This is a genomic window from Lactiplantibacillus mudanjiangensis (assembly GCF_005405385.1).
GTDB lineage: Bacteria > Bacillota > Bacilli > Lactobacillales > Lactobacillaceae > Lactiplantibacillus > Lactiplantibacillus mudanjiangensis.
Genome location: NZ_BJDY01000004.1, coordinates 122819 through 142624, shown reverse-complemented (window position 1 = coordinate 142624; position 19806 = coordinate 122819). Strand labels below are relative to the sequence as shown.

The 19806-nt window shown below is 42.7% G+C and carries 14 protein-coding genes; 3 read left to right on the top strand and 11 right to left on the bottom strand.

Annotation, left to right across the window (positions count from 1 at the left end; genetic code table 11):
• Nucleotides 1–58: 58 nt before the first annotated feature.
• The 4 genes from uvrA to FFM84_RS08870 all read right to left on the bottom strand — a co-directional run bounded on the left by uvrA (nt 59) and on the right by FFM84_RS08870 (nt 7024).
• A complete protein-coding gene (gene uvrA, locus FFM84_RS08885) occupies nt 59–2914 on the bottom strand; it encodes an excinuclease ABC subunit UvrA (RefSeq protein WP_130844916.1) in 2856 nt (951 codons plus the stop codon).
• An 11-nt stretch (nt 2915–2925) separates the two neighbouring features.
• Entirely contained in the window at nt 2926–4929 is a 2004-nt protein-coding gene (gene uvrB, locus FFM84_RS08880) for an excinuclease ABC subunit UvrB (RefSeq protein ID WP_130844915.1), read from the bottom strand.
• Nucleotides 4930–5073: 144 nt separating this feature from the next.
• Nucleotides 5074–5721 carry a YfbR-like 5'-deoxynucleotidase gene (locus FFM84_RS08875; protein ID WP_130844914.1) on the bottom strand — a complete coding sequence of 216 codons (648 nt, stop codon included), beginning with the start codon at nt 5719–5721 and terminating at the stop codon, nt 5074–5076.
• Between the two features lie 106 nt (nt 5722–5827).
• Nucleotides 5828–7024: an MFS transporter gene (locus tag FFM84_RS08870; protein ID WP_130844913.1), complete on the bottom strand. Its 1197-nt coding sequence runs from the start codon at nt 7022–7024 to the stop codon at nt 5828–5830.
• Between the two features lie 686 nt (nt 7025–7710).
• Between FFM84_RS08870 and FFM84_RS08865 the strand changes: the two genes are divergently transcribed.
• The gene (locus FFM84_RS08865) at nt 7711–8268 is read left to right on the top strand and encodes a M15 family metallopeptidase (protein ID WP_130844912.1); all 558 of its coding nucleotides are present in this window, start codon (nt 7711–7713) and stop codon (nt 8266–8268) included.
• A gap of 87 nt (nt 8269–8355) precedes the next feature.
• Here the strand turns inward: FFM84_RS08865 and FFM84_RS08860 are convergent, their stop codons facing one another.
• The gene (locus FFM84_RS08860; RefSeq protein WP_130844911.1) at nt 8356–10083 is read right to left on the bottom strand and encodes a phospho-sugar mutase; all 1728 of its coding nucleotides are present in this window, start codon (nt 10081–10083) and stop codon (nt 8356–8358) included.
• Nucleotides 10084–10302: 219 nt separating this feature from the next.
• Here FFM84_RS08860 and FFM84_RS08855 point away from each other — a divergent pair, with 219 nt between their 5' ends.
• Both FFM84_RS08855 and FFM84_RS08850 read left to right on the top strand, forming a co-directional pair.
• Nucleotides 10303–10749: a DUF3290 domain-containing protein gene (locus tag FFM84_RS08855; protein WP_130844910.1), complete on the top strand. Its 447-nt coding sequence runs from the start codon at nt 10303–10305 to the stop codon at nt 10747–10749.
• Nucleotides 10750–10756: 7 nt separating this feature from the next.
• Entirely contained in the window at nt 10757–11389 is a 633-nt protein-coding gene (locus FFM84_RS08850) for a DUF421 domain-containing protein (RefSeq protein WP_130844909.1), read from the top strand.
• Nucleotides 11390–11427: 38 nt separating this feature from the next.
• Here the strand turns inward: FFM84_RS08850 and trxB are convergent, their stop codons facing one another.
• The 6 genes from trxB to wsfD all read right to left on the bottom strand — a co-directional run bounded on the left by trxB (nt 11428) and on the right by wsfD (nt 19797).
• Nucleotides 11428–12366: a thioredoxin-disulfide reductase gene (gene trxB, locus FFM84_RS08845; protein WP_130844908.1), complete on the bottom strand. Its 939-nt coding sequence runs from the start codon at nt 12364–12366 to the stop codon at nt 11428–11430.
• Between the two features lie 111 nt (nt 12367–12477).
• The gene (locus tag FFM84_RS08840; protein WP_130844907.1) at nt 12478–13335 is read right to left on the bottom strand and encodes a diguanylate cyclase; all 858 of its coding nucleotides are present in this window, start codon (nt 13333–13335) and stop codon (nt 12478–12480) included.
• A complete protein-coding gene (locus FFM84_RS08835) occupies nt 13328–15517 on the bottom strand; it encodes a cellulose biosynthesis cyclic di-GMP-binding regulatory protein BcsB (RefSeq protein ID WP_225425299.1) in 2190 nt (729 codons plus the stop codon). Before FFM84_RS08835 ends, FFM84_RS08840 begins: the two co-directional genes overlap by 8 nt.
• The gene (locus FFM84_RS08830) at nt 15456–16682 is read right to left on the bottom strand and encodes a glycosyltransferase family 2 protein (protein WP_371852223.1); all 1227 of its coding nucleotides are present in this window, start codon (nt 16680–16682) and stop codon (nt 15456–15458) included. The genes FFM84_RS08835 and FFM84_RS08830 overlap by 62 nt, the downstream gene beginning before the upstream one ends.
• 44 nt (nt 16683–16726) lie before the next feature.
• Nucleotides 16727–18304, bottom strand: coding sequence for a hypothetical protein (locus FFM84_RS08825; protein WP_130844904.1), 1578 nt, complete (start codon nt 18302–18304; stop codon nt 16727–16729).
• Nucleotides 18301–19797 carry a glycan biosynthesis hexose transferase WsfD gene (gene wsfD, locus FFM84_RS08820; RefSeq protein WP_130844903.1) on the bottom strand — a complete coding sequence of 499 codons (1497 nt, stop codon included), beginning with the start codon at nt 19795–19797 and terminating at the stop codon, nt 18301–18303. The genes FFM84_RS08825 and wsfD overlap by 4 nt, the downstream gene beginning before the upstream one ends.
• Between the last annotated feature and the right edge of the window lie 9 nt (nt 19798–19806).

Sequence of the window (19806 nt, the reverse complement as noted above, 5' to 3'; positions counted from 1 at the left end):
TCCAAAAACACTCCTCTATGAATTAATCTTAACCACTTCAGTGTAGCACAATTAAGCATTATTTGGTCGTAGCAGCCGCCATCCGCGCTGTATCCCGGTCTAAAACGGCCTTTAAATACTGACCGGTATAGCTTTCTGGTACCGCTGCTAATTCTTCTGGCGTCCCAGTTGCCAAGACGGTCCCACCGCCAGCACCACCTTCAGGACCTAAGTCGATCAGGTGATCCGCTGATTTCACAACGTCTAAATTGTGTTCAATGATCAAGACCGTATTACCGGCATCCACTAACCGTTCCAACACACCGATTAACCGCCGAATATCTTCACTATGCAACCCAGTCGTCGGTTCATCTAGAATATAGAAATTCTTCCCAGATTGTTGTTTGTGTAATTCGGAAGCTAGCTTCATCCGTTGGGCTTCCCCACCAGATAAAGTTGTCGCAGGTTGGCCTAATTTGACATAGCCTAGACCAACATCAACTAACGTTTGTAGTTTGCGTCGAATCTTAGGAATTGGTTCGAAGAATTTCACGGCTTCTGACGCCGTCATCTTCAAAACATCCGCAATATTTTTGCCTTTGTATTCAACTTCCAATGTTTCGGAATTGTATTGTTGCCCATGACAAACTTCACATGGCACAAAAACATCCGGTAAGAAGTTCATTTCGATCTTTAAGATCCCATCACCATGACAGGCCTCACAGCGGCCACCCTTGATGTTAAAACTAAACCGACCCTTTTGATATCCACGTAACTTAGCTTCATTGGTTTGGGCAAATAGGTCCCGAATATTATCAAAGACGCCAGTATAAGTTGCCGGATTACTCCGTGGCGTCCGCCCGATTGGACTTTGATCAATATTGACGAGGCGTTCAATATTCTTAACCCCACTAATTGACTTATATTTACCTGGTTTTTCAGAATTTCGGTTCAATTTTTGAGCTAAGGCACGCTTTAAAATATCATTCACTAACGTTGATTTACCAGAACCTGAAACCCCAGTTACGACGACAAATTCACCCAATGGGAAGTCGACATCAATTTGCTTGAGGTTATTTTCAGCCGCACCGGTAATCCGAATCTTCTTGCCATTACCCGCTCGCCGTTCAGTTGGGACCGGAATGAATCGTTTACCAGCCAAATATTGACCGGTCAATGATTTACGTGATCGTGCCACTTGTTTTGGTGTCCCGGCAGCCATGACTTCACCACCATTTTCACCAGCGCCCGGCCCAATATCAATAATGTAGTCCGCCGCCCGCATCGTATCTTCATCATGTTCCACGACAATCAAGGTGTTCCCAAGATCACGCATCTTCTTCAATGAGTCGATCAACCGATCATTATCCCGTTGGTGTAACCCAATTGACGGTTCATCCAAAATGTAGAGCACACCCGATAGATTAGACCCAATTTGGGTAGCTAATCGAATTCGTTGGGCTTCCCCACCAGATAACGTCCGTGCAGCTCGACTTAAGGTCAAATAGGCTAACCCCACGTTTTGTAAGAAGGTTAAACGATCACGAATTTCCTTTAAGATCGGTTGGGCAATGACTAAATCTTGATCAGATAAGGTGAGTTGGTCAAAGAACGCCAATTCGTCACCGATAGCTTCATCAGAAATCGTGCCGATGTGTTCACCAGCTACTTTAACGGACAAGGCCCTGCGATTTAATCGGAACCCATGACACGTTTGGCAAGTCAGTTCAGTCATATACTTCCGCATCACATCGCGCGTGAAATCACTATTGGTTTCCCGGTAACGACGATCAACATTGTTGATCACCCCTTCAAAAACGGCATCAACATCACGCACACCGCCAAAGTCATTTTGATAATGGAAGTGGAATTCTTTGCCTTTAGAGCCATATAGAATCGTTTGTTGATCAGCTTTTGATAAATCTTCAAATGGCACATCCATCGGAATCTTTAATTGTTTACAGGCTTGTTTCAATAATTCAGGATAATATTGGGAACTGATTGGGTTCCATGGGGCTAAAGCCCCCTCAGCTAATGTCATGCTTGGATCAGGCACCACTAAGTCTTCATCCACTTCCAACTTCATCCCTAAGCCTTCACAATCAGGACAAGCGCCTTGTGGGGCATTGAATGAAAACAACCGTGGTTCTAGTTCACCCACAGTAAATCCGCAGACTGGACAAGCATAGTGTTCAGAAAACAGAATTGGTTCACCACCAATAACATCAGCAATGGCATAACCACCACTCAACCGCAACGCCGCTTCAAACGAATCAAACAACCGTGAGCGATCGCCAGGTTTAATCACAATTCGGTCAATGACAATTTCAATCGTGTGTTGTTGGTTCTTGTTAAGATCGAACGTTTCACTGATGTCATGAATCTCACCGTCAACTCGAACCCGGACAAAACCTTCACGCTTAATCTTGTCAAAGACTTTCTTATGTTCGCCCTTTTTTTGACGGACAATTGGTGACAAGATTTGCAACTTCGTGCGTTCAGGTAACTTCTGAACGCGATCAACCATCTGTTCAACCGTCTGACTCGCAATCGGGGTCCCATCATTAGGACAAATCGGCTTGCCGACCCGCGCCCAAAGCAACCGCAAATAATCGTTAATTTCAGTGACGGTCCCAACTGTTGAACGGGGGTTCTTAGAGGTCGTCTTTTGATCAATTGAAATCGCGGGACTCAGCCCATCAATTGAATCGACATCTGGCTTTTGCATTTGGCCTAAGAATTGGCGTGCATAGGCCGATAAACTCTCCACGTAGCGACGTTGTCCTTCGGCATATAAGGTATCAAATGCCAATGAACTCTTCCCAGAACCTGATAGTCCCGTAATGACGACCAACTTATTTCGTGGAATCGTCACATCAATATTCTTTAAATTATGGGCGCGCGCGCCATGAATCACAATCTTATCATTCGCCAAAGAAAGACCTCCTAGCTGATCTGTGCTTTCAATTCCATTACGGTATCCCGTAAGGTTGCGGCTTGTTCGAAGTCCAACTTCTTCGCCGCTGTCTTCATCTGTTCTTCAAGTTTACTAATCATATCTAATTGTTGTTCGTGTGTCATGTCATCAAAGTCAGTTTCTAAGAAGTCATCTTGCTTCCCAGTATCTTCGGTGGTCTTCGTTGACGCAATCAGATCTGGAATTGACTTCTTAATCGTATGTGGCGTCATATGATGATCGATATTATATTGTTCCTGAATCTGACGCCGACGCGCCGTTTCATCGATCGCAGCCTGCATTGAATCTGTTGTGTGGTCAGCATACATGATGACCGCCCCGTTTTCGTTTCGGGCTGCCCGACCAATCGTCTGAATCAATGACCGTTCGTTACGTAAAAAGCCTTCCTTATCCGCGTCCAAAATCGCCACTAATGACACTTCCGGTACATCGATCCCTTCCCGCAACAAGTTAATCCCGACTAAGACGTCGAATTTACCTAGTCGCAAGTCACGAATAATCTTGGTCCGTTCCAATGTCTTGATATCACTATGCAAGTAACGAACTTTGATACCGAGGTCTTTCATGTAATCCGTTAAATCTTCGGCCATTTTCTTAGTTAACGTGGTGACAAAGACTCGTTCATCGCGTTCAATTCGCTGATTAATCTCGCCAACTAAATCATCAATTTGACCCATAATCGGCCGCACATCAATGGTTGGATCAAGCAAGCCAGTTGGTCGAATAATCTGTTGAATCACATGCTTGGTCCGATCCATTTCGTAAGGACCTGGTGTCGCTGACATGTAAACCACTTGATTAATGTGTTGTTCGACTTCTTCAAGCTTTAATGGTCGGTTGTCTAAGGCACTTGGCAACCGGAAACCATAATCCACTAACATTTGTTTCCGCGCCCGGTCACCGTTATACATCCCACGAACTTGTGGCATCGTTACATGTGATTCATCGACGACCATTAAGAAATCTTTCGGGAAGAAATCGAGTAACGTATAAGGTGGTTCACCAGGTTTTCGACCATCCATAAAACGCGAATAGTTTTCAATTCCACTGGTATACCCCATTTCCCGCAACATTTCAATATCGTAAGTAGTTCGTTGCTTGAGGCGTTGGGCTTCAAGTAGTTTGCCTTCCTTGGTGAACTTAGCCAATTGATCTTCCATTTCATGCTCAATCCCATTGATGGCGTGTTCCATGATGTCATCATTAGTCATAAAGTGAGTCGCTGGGAAAATCGCCACATGATCACGATCGCCAACAACTTCACCCGTTAACGCGTCGATTTCACGAATTCGATCGATTTCGTCACCAAAAAATTCCACGCGCAAGGCATGATCATCACGTGAAGCTGGAAAAATTTCAACGATATCACCATGCACTCGGAACCGGCCTCGTTGGAAATCAATATCGTTACGATCGAATTGAATATCCACTAATCGCCGTAACAAGTCATTGCGTTCTAATTCCATCCCAACACGTAGAGAAACCACATGATCTTGATACTCGTGCGGATCCCCTAAACCAAAAATACTGGAAACAGAAGCAACGACAATGACATCATTACGTTCCAATAACGAACTGGTCGCTGAATGTCGGAGTTTATCGATTTCATCATTGATTGCAGAATCTTTTTCAATATAGGTATCACTCGAAGGCACATACGCTTCGGGTTGATAATAATCGTAATAACTCACAAAATATTCCACCGCATTATTCGGGAAGAATTTCTTAAATTCGCCGTATAATTGGCCGGCTAACGTCTTATTATGTGACAAAATCAACGTCGGTTTATTCACTTGGGCAATGACATTGGAAATCGTAAAGGTTTTCCCAGTCCCCGTTGCCCCCATTAAGATCTGTTCTTTTTCGCCAGCATTGAGGCCTGCCGTCAGCTGTTCAATCGCTTTCGGTTGATCCCCCGTTGGCTGGTAGTCTGAAACTAAGTCAAACCGATTATTATCAACCCGATCAATCAAGGTAACTCCTCCTTCAAGGTGCTCTTTTTACTTATTTATCAGCGTTTCTATTCACGCTGCTCAACAAAAAATAGGCAAGCTGCTTGCTTCCCTATCAACTACAAAACCGCTATTCATTTTAGCACATCGAACATACTTTCGCCATTAAACGGATTGCGAATTGTCACTCAGAATTCGTTTCGTCAATGCTTGTAATTTATCTTGATTCATAAATGACTCAGCCAACATTTCTGGTAAGACTTCCTTTAAGAAGTACTGCACGCTGGCTAACTGTTTGAAACTCACAATAGTCCGTAAACTTTCACGATAGATATCCGTGTAAACTGACTCCGGATTTCCTTTTTGAATCTCACCAAAAGACTCATATAACAAATCCACTTTATCCGCAACTGAGAGAATTTGCCCTTCCAGGGTCTCATCCTTACCTTCAGATAACCGCCGTAAATAATCGGCCTGAAATTCGGTTGGAATTTCATTTTCAACAAAATTTTGCGACAATTTTTGCTCGACATCGGCCAGCATTGATCGCAAGGACGGTGTGGCATATTTTACCGGTGTCTTAATATCACCAATAAACCGCTCATTATAATCGTGATTCAATGCTTTTTCATATAACGCCCGCCAATTAACGGTTTGCCCACTATGCGCTTCGACATCGCCTAAAAACTGTGCGACTTCTGCCACTTTAAAAGAGTGCGCCGCTACCGAATGATTTTGATATTTGAAAAATCCCGGTGCCCGTTGAATCGTTTCTAAATTGCTTAAGCTTTGTAAATATTGATGCATCCCCATGCGATCAACCTCCCGTCATTTTGACCTAAATTTGATTAATTCTAGCAAAGACCCATTCTCGTTGCAAGCAAAACGCGGCGTCACCCGCAGGTAACGTCGCGTTTTGTTAATTATTCGCCGGTTTCTGGCCTGGATAACGTAACATGAATGCCATTAAATAAGACACAATCAAGAATCCAGCAACCACTAAATAAGGATAGTGGTAGTTCATATCAAGTAGCATCCCTGACATAATCGGGCCAACAATGTTCCCAACACTCGTGAGTGACATGTTCAACCCATTAATCAGGCCTTGATTGCTTGCACTAGCTTTCGTCAACAAGGTTGTAATCGCTGGCCGTAATAAATCAAATGCTGAGAAAATCACTAAGGTGGCCACAATCACTTCCCACTTCGTATGAGCTTGCGTGATCCAAATCGTACAGATTGCGGCTGCCGCAAAGCAGAATCGAATCACATGCCGTTCACCCCAGCGTTGAACCATCGTATCGAATAGTGCCACTTGTAGAAAAAGTGAAATCAACCCGTTTAAGGTCAAGACTAACGCAATGTTACTCAAACTAAAGTGGAAGACTTCATTAACATAAATACTATAAATACTTTCAAAGCCTTGTAATCCAAACGATGAGACTAAGATCATCGTAAATAAAATAATAATTGGGACCGTCCAAAAGGCTCGTGACATCGGATGATGAGCTGGCTCTTGGGCATCAGCTGCCGGTTCCAAATCTGAAGCAGCCAAAACATCTTTATCACTCGGTAATAGGACAATTAAAACAATCGCACTAATTAAGCCTAACGCCCCAGCTACCCAAAATGGCGTTTTATAACTAATCCCTGCCAAGATGCCCCCAATCCCAGGGCCTAAGATCAAGCCACCACTAAACGCTGCTGATAACCAGCCGATAACTTTAGCCCGTTGCCGTTTAGTCGTGATATCAGAAGCCAAAGCCATCGCCGTTGGTACGACCATAGCAGCCGACACCCCACCGACTAACCGCGAAATATTAAAGACCCACAATTGATTAGTTAAGGCGAATAATACTTCAGAAACCATGTATAAAAACAAGCCCGTTGCTAACACTGGTTTTCGACCAATTTTATCCGATAAACGCCCAATAATTGGCGAAGCCACAAACTGCGCCAACGCAAACAAGGCGTTCATAATCCCCATATCGGTTGCCGTTAAGTGCAACTCATTCTTAATAAACGGCATCACTGGAATAACCAGACTAATGCCTAAACAAACTAGAAACTCACTAAAAACTAAAATAAAAATAGCCCGCTTGGTTTGACGCGTCATGAACTTCACCTTCTCCGAATTTTTTAAACCACAATGCTGCTATCTTACCAAGCTTGTTAACTAAATGTCTAGTTAAAGGTTCCCCAAGTCATCTCATCAGACAAATTTGTATCAATTACGTACAATAAAAGAAAAGTAACTAGAGGTTGAAAGTTAAATATGGTGGTAGAACTCATATCAGTACTAGGCTAAATTGGCCACCTCCGTCAGCCAGTGATTCTGCCGGCTGTGGGGACCGGTTCCAGCCACAGTAAAGGCTTCCACCTCGCTTTTAAGCCTAGTCAAAACCACTAGTCTCAAAAGTCGTCCACATCGTAAAGTCCGGTAAAATCATCCGGACTAACGATGTTTTCACGGCCGGCGCCACCACTACCTGATTCCGGCTAATTTGCGAATACGGATCGATCTAGTAATCGCTATAATAGCCGAGAGCGAGTCCACATTGAGCCCAGCCGTGGGAAGCTCTTAGCGATTTATCGCTTAGAGCTCGGCGCTTTTGAAACGCGGATTTTTGCGGTTCAAAACGACGGTTCAGACCGCTTTTTGGCTGAACCGGTCCACCCACAGCGTTCCGGCTCAATGTGGGCGAACGGTAAGGCGGCAAGTTTCCGATGAACACTTATTAGATCAACAATAATTGCTAAAAAGCCACTTTAACAAAGTGCCATTTAAAGGAGGTTATCCCCATGTTACCCAAAGATCTAACTGGTTTTACTAATGTACAAACACTAGACCCAATGATCCTCGTCGACTTGCGGTATGCCACGACTAATAATTTCACTCATCAAGTCATTTATGACTTCACAACCGCCATCGTTCGCACCGGCACCGCTCAAAAGCTGGCTCAAGCGAGTGCGTTAGTCCAGGCACAAGGTTATCGACTTAAGATTTGGGATGCGTATCGACCAGTAAGTGCACAAAAACGTCTTTTTGACGTCTACCCTGATCCCAACTTTGTGGCCCCACCCGATCCTAATTTTAGCCATCAAAAAGGGGTAACTTTAGATTTAACGTTAACCGATATGGCTGGTCATGATTGTCTCATGCCAACCGCTTTTGATGACTTTTCACCGCAAGCCCATCGCCAAGCAACACGAGCCACACAACAAGACGCTAATTATCAAATCCTCGATCAGGCTATGCATCAAGCTGGCTTCATCGGTTATGAAAATGAATGGTGGGATTATCGTGATAGTCAGATGGATGATTATCAGCCGTTGAGTGCTGATCCTAACGACTATTAACTTAACTAGTCAGCAAAAACGTTAAGTTTAACCTTTAATACCCCATCAAAAAAGACGCCCACTTAGGCGTCTTTTTTTACAATCAATTTAGGCTTTAATAAAATCTTGTAAAGCTTTTTCGAATTGAGCTAACTTGCTATTGGCTTGATCCAATGAGTCACCAAGCGTCCCGATGTAGAACTTGATCTTAGGTTCTGTCCCAGATGGACGAATCGCAATCCAAGTCCCATCGCTTAATTTGTACTTCAATACATTGGCTTGTGGTAACGCAATTGTTTCCGTATGACCATCGGCGAAGGTTTCTACTTGTGTTTGGAAATCTTCAGTGGCCACAATATCGAAACCGTTGAAACTCGTTGGCGCTTCTTCACGGAACTTCGTCATTAGCGCCGCAATCTTGTCGCTACCGCCAACACCGTCAAATTCTTCAGAAGTCGTATTTTCACGGAAATACCCATATTCAGCAAATAATTCTTGTAAGCCGTCATATAAATTCTTGCCTTGATGCTTGTAGTAAGCTGCCACTTCAGCCAATAAGACCGTCGTTTGAATGGCATCCTTATCATGCACGAATGGTTTGATTAAGTAGCCATAGCTTTCTTCAAACCCAAACATGTAAGTATGATCACCAGACGCTTCAAAATGTTCAATTTGTTCGGCGATATACTTAAATCCAGTCAAGACATTGATCATCTTAACGTTGTATGAAGCTGCCACCTTGGTTGCAAATTCACTAGAGACAATCGACTTCACAGCTGCTGCATTGGCTGGCAACGTCCCGGCGTCTTTGTTGGCTTGTAAGATGTAGTGTAATAAGACCGCCGCAATTTGGTTCCCGGTCAACAAGACGTATTCGCCATCAGGTTGCCGCACCGCTGTCCCCAACCGGTCAGCATCAGGATCGACCGCGATTAAAACATCAGCGCCTTCCTTTTTCCCTAAATCAATCGCCATCTTGAAGGCCGCTGGAAATTCAGGGTTCGGGAATTTAACCGTTGAGAATTCAGGGTCAGCAACCGCTTGTTCTTTAACCACACTAAAGTGTTCAAAGCCGGCGTTACGTAAGGCTTTTTCGCCTAACATCCGACCAGTTCCGTGTAATGGCGTGAAGACCAGCTTCATGTCCTTACCAGTTTCGTCGATTAATTTTTGGTTGATAGTGACTGTTTTAACCTTGGCTAAGTAATCTTGGTCGACGTCATCGCCAATAATCTTCATCGTGCCATCAGCTAATAAGGCCGCTTCGTCAGCGACTTTAATGGCGAACAAGTCAGTGACCTTACGAATGTATGACGTAATCATGTCAGATTCCTTAGGTGGCATTTGACCACCATCTTCACCATAAATCTTGTAACCATTATATTGCTTAGGGTTATGACTCGCCGTAATCATGATCCCGGCATAGGTGTGTAAGTGCCGTACCGTAAATGATAGTTCTGGTGTTGGCCGTAAGCTTTCAAAGACAAACGACTTAATGCCATGTTCGCCTAAAACCCGCGCTGATTCATGGGCAAAGTCCTCGGAATGATGACGAGAGTCAAAACTAATCGCTACCCCACGTGCTTTAACATCGGCATCTAGCGTATCCATAAAACGTGCTAAGCCTTCAGTTGCTTGGCGTACCGTATAAATGTTCATCCGGTTGATACCAGGTCCTAATAGTCCACGCATCCCGGCTGTCCCAAATTCCATTGGTTGATAGAAGGCATCTTCCAAGGTTTCATCATCACCAGCTAAGGTGGTTAATTCTTTTTTTAAACTCGGTTCGAGCGTTGTTTGCGCGTTCCAAGTGTTATAGTTTTCTTTCCAATTCAAAATAGGCCATCCCCATTCGTATAATTGTTAGTGCTTACAATCACAGTATACAACATGTCATTCATTAGCCAAGTAAATTTTACTGAAAAAATAGCTTTTGTCATCGAATCCTTACTAAAATTTACGTTGATTAATTGAGTAACTTAACCGATCTAAGTCTAGGGTTCCTTACCACAACACCGAATCTTGTTATAATATAATTTATGGAGGGGATTGTCGATGACTTTTTACGCTTACACTTATTTAACCAATCAGAATAGCAATCATTTGCTCATCCAGCTGACGGTCATCAGTATCATCATTTTGATCATCGCGTTACTCAGTTGGCTCTGGTATCGGCATAAAACGGATTTAAAATACCGCGACTTATTCATCATCATGGTTTTAGTTCTGCTACTGCTGGTTGGGATTCAAGTGAATGAATGGCAAACTTTACAGTCCACGTTTTCACAAAAATCCCAAGTGACACAAATTATGCAACGCGTCGCTAAGGACAAAGGGGTTAAGCCATCGCAAGTTTGGTCCAATACAGCCTCGGTTAATAACGGCATGCTGATTTCAGTCGCTGGTCACATCTATAATGTCACCATTAACCCAGACGGCAATAGTTATACATTAACCAAAGCCACCCCAATTAATCAACCAATCAAATACGTACGGGAGTGAGTAAACGATGTTTTCTTATTGGGACGTCACCATCAAGCTTGCTTTAGGCTTGTTAACCATTATTTTACAAATCAATTTATCAGGTAAGAGTAACCTCGCGCCAATCAGCGCGTTAGATCAAGTGCAAAACTACGTACTCGGGGCCATCGTTGGGGGCATGATTTATAGTACCAGTGTGACGGTACTCCAGTACATCTTAGTGCTCTTAATCTGGACTGTCTTAGTGCTGGTCTTGCGTTTCTTAACCCATCATAACCATTACTTGAAACAACTCATTGATGGTAAGCCCCAGCTACTCATTAAAAATGGTGAATTACTAGTCAATACGGCTTTAAAAAACGGCCTCAGTGCCAATGATTTAGCCTTTCGTTTACGAACTGAAGGGATCACTGACATTCGTTACGTCAAACGGGCCGTGCTTGAACAAAATGGCCAACTAACCATCACTCAAGTCGGTGATGATTCGATTAAGTACCCGCTGATTGTTGATGGCCAATTAAATTTGGACGCCCTAGAAACCAGCGACCATGACGAGGCCTGGTTAATGGCCCAATTGGCTGCCAAACATTACGAGATTAGCGAGATTTATTTGGCCACTTATACGAATAAACAACTGCTATTATTTCCTTATCAACACTAAAAAAGATTCTCGACAAAACTGTCGGGAATCTTTTTTCCTTACACGCGGGCTTTATCGCCCAATGCAGTAATATAACTATAAACTTGTTGACCAGCCGTGCCACCTTCACCAACAGCGGTCGCAACTTGACGTAAGTCTTTCTTACGCACGTCACCGATCGCAAAGATGCCGGGAACTTTGGTTTCCATATGATCATTCGTTTCGATCCAACCATTTTCATCCGTAATCCCAAGATTAGTGAATGGCTTCGTAATTGGGTTGATACCGACATAGATAAAGACACCATCAACTGGAATTTCAGTATCTTCACCAGTCTGGTTGTTATTGACCTTCACTGCAGTAACCTTCTTGTCGTCACCGACAATTTCCGTCACGTTGCTGTTCCAGACAAATTCCATCTTATCGTTTGCAAAAGCCCGATCTTGTAAGATCTGTTGCGCCCGGAGTTGATCACGCCGATGAATAACCGTTACCTTAGCCGCTAATTGGGTTAAGTAAGTCCCTTCTTCAATGGCTGAATCACCACCACCAACGACAACGACGTGCTTGTTACGGAAGAATGCCCCATCACAAACTGCACAGTAGGAAACACCCCGACCACCGTAAGTTTCTTCGCCAGTAACGCCAAGTTTACGATATTCAGACCCAGTTCCAATCACAATTGCTTTTGTTTCAAACGTATCAGAATCCGTTTTGACGATCTTAATATCGCCTTGATCTTCAACTGATTCAACGCTCCCATATGCATATTCAGCCCCAAATTGAGTTGAAGATTCATACATATCCTTAGCCAGGTCTGGTCCTAAAATGGATTTAAACCCTGGATAGTTTTCAATTGCGGCGGTGTTGTTCATCTGACCACCATAAATCCCGCGATCTAACATTAATACTGATAAATTAGCGCGAGATGCGTATAACGCAGCCGTCATCCCTGCAGGACCCGCACCAATAATAATCACGTCGTAACGCTTTGCCATGTCTAAAAAGCCCCTTTCACTAACTGCCTTAAATTCCTATGTCGCTTAATATACCCCGAAAATTTACATTTGTCGACTAACTTGTTTTGTACACAACTGAAAAAAGTACTTTTAACGAGCAACGTCGTACTCAGTTTCTTTAATCCCGGTATTCATCAAGTCGTATGGACTCTTCATCTTATCGGCATCCCAACTCGCAATCCCGACAACCAGCAAAATTTCTAGCGAATTTAAACTGACCGATTCTTTTAAGCGTTTATCAAATGCCGACTTTAACCGGTTAGCCGCGATTTGAGCCCCTGGCGTATCGGAAAAAAGCAACACCGCCCAAGTAGGATTATCTTGATCTAGCGAATACGTAATATCATTATCCCGGGTTGTTGATGCAATCGTATCAGACGTTAATCGCAATAAGTCTGAAAACTGTTGCTCATTCATCATCCGCTTGATTTCATTAAAGTAGCGAATCCGAATAATCACCGTCGTCACTGGCAATTGGAACCGTCGATTCGTTTCAATGAACACTTGGGCATCTTGAATATAAGCCACCGTCGTCCGTAGATCGGTCCGTTCATCAAAGGCCCCACGCTTCATGATATCGCCACGTAACTTCGCGTTAGCGACTTGTAATTGGGTTAGATGACGCGTCATCCCATAAAATGTCGCTGATAAAAGTAACGGCATCACCAGCCAAAAGATCATGATCATTGGAATCGTGGCATGGTGGGTCGTGTTGATATAAATCATCACGATCGCTTGTAAAAAGATAAAAATCAAATTGGCAGTTAAGCCAGTGATTGCACCAAAGAAGTACGTCATCAAGATCATCACTAACGTTAACCCCAAATAGATGGTATTTAACGTTAGGTTAGCTGTCAACGTCATTAAAATCGCCGTCACACTAAAGAGTGCCAAAAACAACAATAAATAGATGTCAGCCATCACCGCTGACCGTTGATCATCATTCATGCCGTCGCCCCTTTCGACTCATCAACCCGTTTTTACGTAAGACTAAGAAAGCCGCAAACGCAATTAAGATCAAAATGGCAATTGCAATGGCCAAATAAATCACGAGTTGAGAATTATTACTGAGCACCGTTTTAATATTAGCCTGATCATCGACTGATTTATGCTTCTTAAAGCGATAGTTGTAGTGATTATTATCATGATCCACGACAATCGCATCGCCTTTATATTGTTCAATATTACGTTGAAAATTAATTTGGGTTGACGCCCGATAAACATCGCTCGATTTGCCCGCCGTTAAGACGAGTAACCCGGAACGGGCATTATAAGGTGATCTTAACAACTGAACCGTCCCAATATTTTGCCCGTATTGATGTTCAATACTCAATTTTTCATTGGAAACGAAGCCCTTATCACCAGCACCAAACTTAAAGTAGAGCTTGTTGTTTAAACTTTTGATAAACGCATTTTGCTGGGGCGTCCCAAACGCAATCACATTACTCTGCTTCAGCACTGACTTACTAGGCGTTTTCGTATAAAACTGCACGTTCCCGGTATTACTTTGGGCGTAGTTGCCAATCAGGTTAAAGATATTCGACATCGTTTGATAATCGTACTTGGTTAACTTGGCTGGCCGGACAACGGCAATATTATTGAACGTATTGTTCTTTAAGAATAAGTTTGGATAATTCGTCAATAATAAATCACTCACTGGCTTGGACTTAATATAAGCCTTCGAGTCAGATTCAATCGTCGCCCATGGGGTTTGCGCGTTATCCGAACTAGTCTGGTCGTGCATTTCGAGATCAAACGCGACTTGAATTGTAAAACTATTACCAAGGGCCTTACCTTTTGGTAGATCGACCGTTAAGGAATCATTATCCGCATGCGCAGCACTCAACTTTTTACTGCCTAATGGACTGCCATTAATTGAAACTGTCGCTAATGATCGTTTAAAATTCAAATTTTTTGAATAACGGAAATGAACTCGAATTTGTGAGCCATTCGCATTCGTTCGATCAACCGGTAAACTCACAAAGTACGTACTAGACTGATGTTTAGCTCCCGTCAAGGTATCATCACTACTTGTCAGTTGATAACTGCCATCATACTGAAGCGATGATGTATAAGTCCGGGTCTGATCGCTCACTAGTTCCGTACTAGAACGGGTTTCTTGCATCAATTCTTGGTTAGCAATGAAGCGACTAGCCTTCTTTAATAGACTGCCCGTTTTCGCACTAACAATCAAATAATGCTTGTCACCCTGGTAGACTGTTTTTATAACGGCATTTTGTTGCAACTGTTGCTTCGATAATAATTTTTTAAACCGGGCCGGCAAGTGATCATAAGTCCCTATCACCATTTGATAATCTGCAGCTTGTGCGGCTTTATCTTGATAAGTAGTCACCTGAATTTGTGAATTTTCGGTCGTGATTGTCCGTGCTTCACCGGACAAGGCATACATGGCTGCCGTCAACTCTGCGTTACTAGCCGCTTGTGGCACCGTAATGTATGAGTTTTGATAGGCAATCGTATCCGTTCCCGAAAAATGCGCATAAAACGACTTAATCGCCGTCGTCGGTGGCTTCAAAATATATTGGAAATTGACGTTAGCGCCGTCATAAATCGTTAACCAATTAGCCGGTGTTTGCGCCAATCGATAGTCTTTGCTGCCAGCCTTATTTAAAATTTGACCACTAATCGTCAATTGATTTTCGCCCTGAATCAACCGCAATGGCACCTTAATCGCTTTAGTTTGTAACCCGGTACGATTTTTAGGTCGAAACGAGTAAAACTTGGTCCCATTCAACGACAACGTAATATCTGAAGTTGCCCGATTAGCCAGTTGTGAAATCTGAAAGTTTAAATTCAACGTTGCTTGCTTGACTTGCCAATAATCCATTTTGATAAAATACATATTAGCTTCAACCGACGTTCCCGATAAGGTTGTCGTGGAATTTTGAAAAGCTTGCGTGTATGACTTTAATGCTGAACTAGACTTTTTCTTAGTCTGTTTGGATTTCGACTGTGTTGTCTTAGCCTGCCCCACAATTGGAATTGTCGGATCTATCGTTGCCCAAAATCCACTCAATAATCCAAAACTAATTATTAAAATGAGCCATTTACTGATACCGTTTCGTTTTGTACCATTTGGCTTGTTGATGAAAAACTTGCTCACGTATATATCCCACCATTCCATGTGCCGCTACCGCTAACCACATTTGACTATAAACTAAATACATAAAGATAATGATCATAAAATTTGCAATGGTCATTTCACCTTTTTCCGTCGTAATTGTGACAAAGGTGCTGATCACAAACGTCAAGACGGCCATTAACCATAGTGCATTACTAAACCCGATTAGATCCGAATGTGCCACACCAGCTACTGATAACACAAACATTGTATCCGACAATATCAGCGAGGTCATTAATAGGAAATAAATGGCTAAAAAGTACAATAGATCAAATCGAATCGGCCGCCCCGTTTTGGTAAACATTAGCCGGGCATTCTTTAGAATGACATAAATATTGCCTTTAACCCAACGTGTACGTTGATGAAACCACACATCCAAAGTTTGCGGTTCTTGTTCCCAAGTCACCGCTAACGGTTGGAACCGAATCCGATACCCCATACGATACACGCGAAAACTAATTTCGGTGTCTTCGGCTAGCGCTTTAACGTCCCAGCCACCAATTTTCTCTAAAATATCCCGCCGGATAACGTAATTGGTCCCAGGAATCGTACATAACTTAAATAGCCGCTCACGACCAGCTTGCGCCATCCATTGAAAAGATAACGTTTCGATGTTAATAAAACGAGTTAACAATGAGGCATTTTTATTACGAGTTCGAAATTTGCCGATAACCGCTGCCAAGTGATCATCACTCATTAATTCGGCAACCAAATACCGTAACGCACTCGCTTGTGGCGTGTTATCAGCGTCATAGATTGAAATGATTGATCCTTTAGCACGTTTAAGTCCAATATTTAACGCATTAGACTTTCCCTTGCCCCCCGTTACTTTATCCGTATTAATCACTTCTAAATTACGTTGCGGGTATAAAGTTTGTACCCTAGCCAATAATTCTGCCGAATTGTCATCAGAGTTATCATTAATCACAATAATCTCATAGCGATCATGTGGATAATCAAAATTCAATAACGACTGGAGCGTTTTGACAATGACGATCCCTTCATTATGAGCCGGTACCATGATACTGACAAATGGTACTTCGGCTGGCAACACCGGTTCTGGTCGTCGAGCCTTTTGTAAATAATTGACGTAACCCGCAATTGTTAGGACCACATTGACAACCAAAATCCCCCAAATTGCCAAAATAGCCACAAACAAGAACCCATCTAAAATAGTGATAGCTAGACCCTCCTAACTCATTTTCGCTTAAACATATTCACGTAGACACGTCGTCCTAAGAAGATAAACAGGACAAAGACACCAAAAGTAATGGCAAAAAAGATTAGTAAGACTGTTCCTTGCATTTTAAAGAAGCGATTAACCCAAAGTTCTTCTGGTTTCACCGCCGCCAACGTTTTAGTATGTGGCTGTGTCGCTGTTATCGTAGTGGCTTGACCGTTAAGAAAATAAGTGCCATTTCGATACTGAAAAGTTGCCGTGCCACTCACAATTTTAGTTGCCGTGCCTTCAGTAGCCGGATTAAACCACTGATAATTCAATTGACTAAGTCGTCGCTTCAAATTGTTCAAACTACGTTGACTGTTTGGCATCGTGAACGTCACTGCTGTTGGCACTGGGAAATCATCCGCTAATTTCCCTAATGCTGACCCTTGCCTTACGGTTTCTAACGAAGTGGCATTCAATCCATAAATGGCCTGCTTAAAAGTCGTTGCCTGATTATCTTGCTTGGCATATACCGGACTAGCTGGATTAGGCAACAGTAGAATATGATCGGCTTTGGTTAACGCGTACTGACGATAAACTTGATCTTGATTCCAATAACCAGATGTACTAATACCGACTGGAAAAACTTGGTTTTGCGCAAATTGAATCAAATAGTTATCCATTAATGTTGCTAATTCTTTGCCACTACTGGCCGTTACCCCACCAACCGCTGGTGTCTTTAGAAAAACGACGCCACCACGATTCTCAATATTACGTAAGACCCGTGCAAAACGTTGATAAGCCTTAAAGTGTACATTGGATCCAACGGTCGTCGTACTAATGGCAAATGGTATACTTTGCTGATATAAATAACGACTCAATCGATCTAGAACCGCCATATTTGAATATGGTGTCACTTTCGTAATCGTCAATAACGGTTGATAATGCCCGACTTTACCAAATAATTGTGCAATCGTTTGTGCCGCTAATACAAAACTATAGCCACCAGCTGAAAAGTAAGGCAAATAGCCTTGATTACCAACAATCGTGCCATACGGATACGTCTTTTTGGTCACCGATTGACTTTTCAACCAACCAATCGTTTGCGCCTTGGCTGGTAATTGCGTTAACGTCGTCATTGTCTCACTAAAAGCCAATAACTGATGACGTGATCCACTTTTATTCTGCAAGGTAAATTGTTGATGATATAACTTTTGTCGCTTTGCCTGTAGGCCTTGCGCTTCTGCCGCCGTTAAATTTTGACCAATATGCAACCGAATACCCTTGAATCGCTGACGATCACGTACAAAATCCGCATTATTTAGGTCCGTCTGGGGCCAGTTAATCATCGTAATGACACCTTGATAATGTTTTAACGTACCGGCCCGATAATCAGCTGCCGCTTTGGTTGTCACTCGTACACCCACGCTCGTTAACAAGCGCTGAACAGCAGCAATTTTAGTTTGATCATTTTGGGCCACATTTTGAGAATCATAGACTAATAAAACTTTGCTTGTCGCTGCTTCAACTGACGATGGCTGACCCCAATACCAAAAACTAAACAAGGCCACGATCAGCAGTCCCCAACGCCACAATGTTTTTAACTTCACGTGGTTGGCCCCCCTTCATGATAAGCATGCCAGAGGCGATGATTTAAGATATCCGAGACAAACAGGACAAAGATCAAATCGAGGCTAACGGGGGCCATAAAAATATGCTTAGCTAAATCGGCATCCCCATCACCGACAATCGCAATAATCGGTACAAAAATGAAAATGGTTAATAACCCCGTTACTTGGAAAAACTTTAAAACACCCTCAATTTCACCATGTTTTAAATCATTATAAAAGCCAACCGCATAAACCATGACCAGCGCCACTGCTAACAAACAATTAAAGGCAAACTTTTGTGGAAAGAATGCGCCAGCGATCGAACTGTAACCCGTAAAGAAGGTGAGCTGTTTGCCAGGTGAAGCCCCCGAGGCTTTGGTATAATCCCCGACCGCCTTTGTTTGCGTGATCATGACATCAGCTGCGGCTAAATCCATTAACTTGCCAAACTGCTTTGGATGCTGCAAATAATACTTCACAATCCAACCAAAGCCGTATTTAGAAAGTAAGTTCTTTTCCACATAACTTTGTGACGGTTGAATCGTCGCGAATTGTTTGGCATAATAATCCTGGTCTTTCATCAAAGCATATTGTTCATCAATCCCATTCTTAGCCAAGGCTTTACTAGGATCACCAGTTTGGGTTAAAACCCCATGTGAAAAGGCTTGATACTGATTAACGTAAGCAAAATCTTTTCCAATTAACTTATATGTTAAAACACCAGTAACTAATAACACACCAATTCCGGCAAAAATATAGAGTCGTTGTGCCTGAAAGTGCGGTAAAAATAATAACCCTAACGCGACCACCGTAAAGCTCAACGCTAACGGTGCATTCTGCGATTTGCTAGCAATCAAAACTAATGTACTGATCGCAAACAAGAGTAACAGTGGCCACCGATGCTGGTAACGTTGCCTTGCCAAAAGGATAAATGAGGCAAATGAATACATCGTTAAACTCAACATCTGCGGCTCCGCAAAAAAAGAATTGAAATACAAGGTGAACGATGAGTCCCCAAATACAAAGACCACCAACGCCGCAATTAAATAGTTACGTAGCCGTTTTGACGGAAAGGTTAACGCATCCGTTAAAAGATAAATCGCGCCTAAATAGAGGACATAATTAACCAATCCCATAAACCGTAAATCAAAAACCGTTTTACTATAAAAAATTTTATTAAAAAAAACGGCTAAATGTACAAACCATGGTTGTGATGAAAAGATTACTGACTGATTTTCATTGTAGTACTGCATTAAGCCAAAATGCTGCGTAACATAACTAAAATAGCTATAATGCGTCCCAAGTAATTTATAAATGCCGTTACTGTACATGGCTCGGTAAAAATCCCCATTATCCGCCAAACCATTAATGGGCGGAATAAAGATTAAATAACCCGCTAATCCCGCACATATTAACATGGCTAGTAATGGCGGCGGCAAGATTCTTTTAAAAACCTTAATCGCACGAAAATATGCTTGTTTTAGCTTTGGCAACTCTATCCC

Coding starts and splice junctions, on each gene's coding strand:
- FFM84_RS08875 (WP_130844914.1), bottom strand. CDS start 5,721: ATGGGGATGCATCAATATTTACAAAGCTTAAGCAATTTAGAAACGATT.
- FFM84_RS08870 (WP_130844913.1), bottom strand. CDS start 7,024: ATGACGCGTCAAACCAAGCGGGCTATTTTTATTTTAGTTTTTAGTGAG.
- FFM84_RS08865 (WP_130844912.1), top strand. CDS start 7,711: ATGTTACCCAAAGATCTAACTGGTTTTACTAATGTACAAACACTAGAC.
- FFM84_RS08855 (WP_130844910.1), top strand. CDS start 10,303: ATGACTTTTTACGCTTACACTTATTTAACCAATCAGAATAGCAATCAT.
- FFM84_RS08850 (WP_130844909.1), top strand. CDS start 10,757: ATGTTTTCTTATTGGGACGTCACCATCAAGCTTGCTTTAGGCTTGTTA.
- trxB (WP_130844908.1), bottom strand. CDS start 12,366: ATGGCAAAGCGTTACGACGTGATTATTATTGGTGCGGGTCCTGCAGGG.
- FFM84_RS08840 (WP_130844907.1), bottom strand. CDS start 13,335: ATGAATGATGATCAACGGTCAGCGGTGATGGCTGACATCTATTTATTG.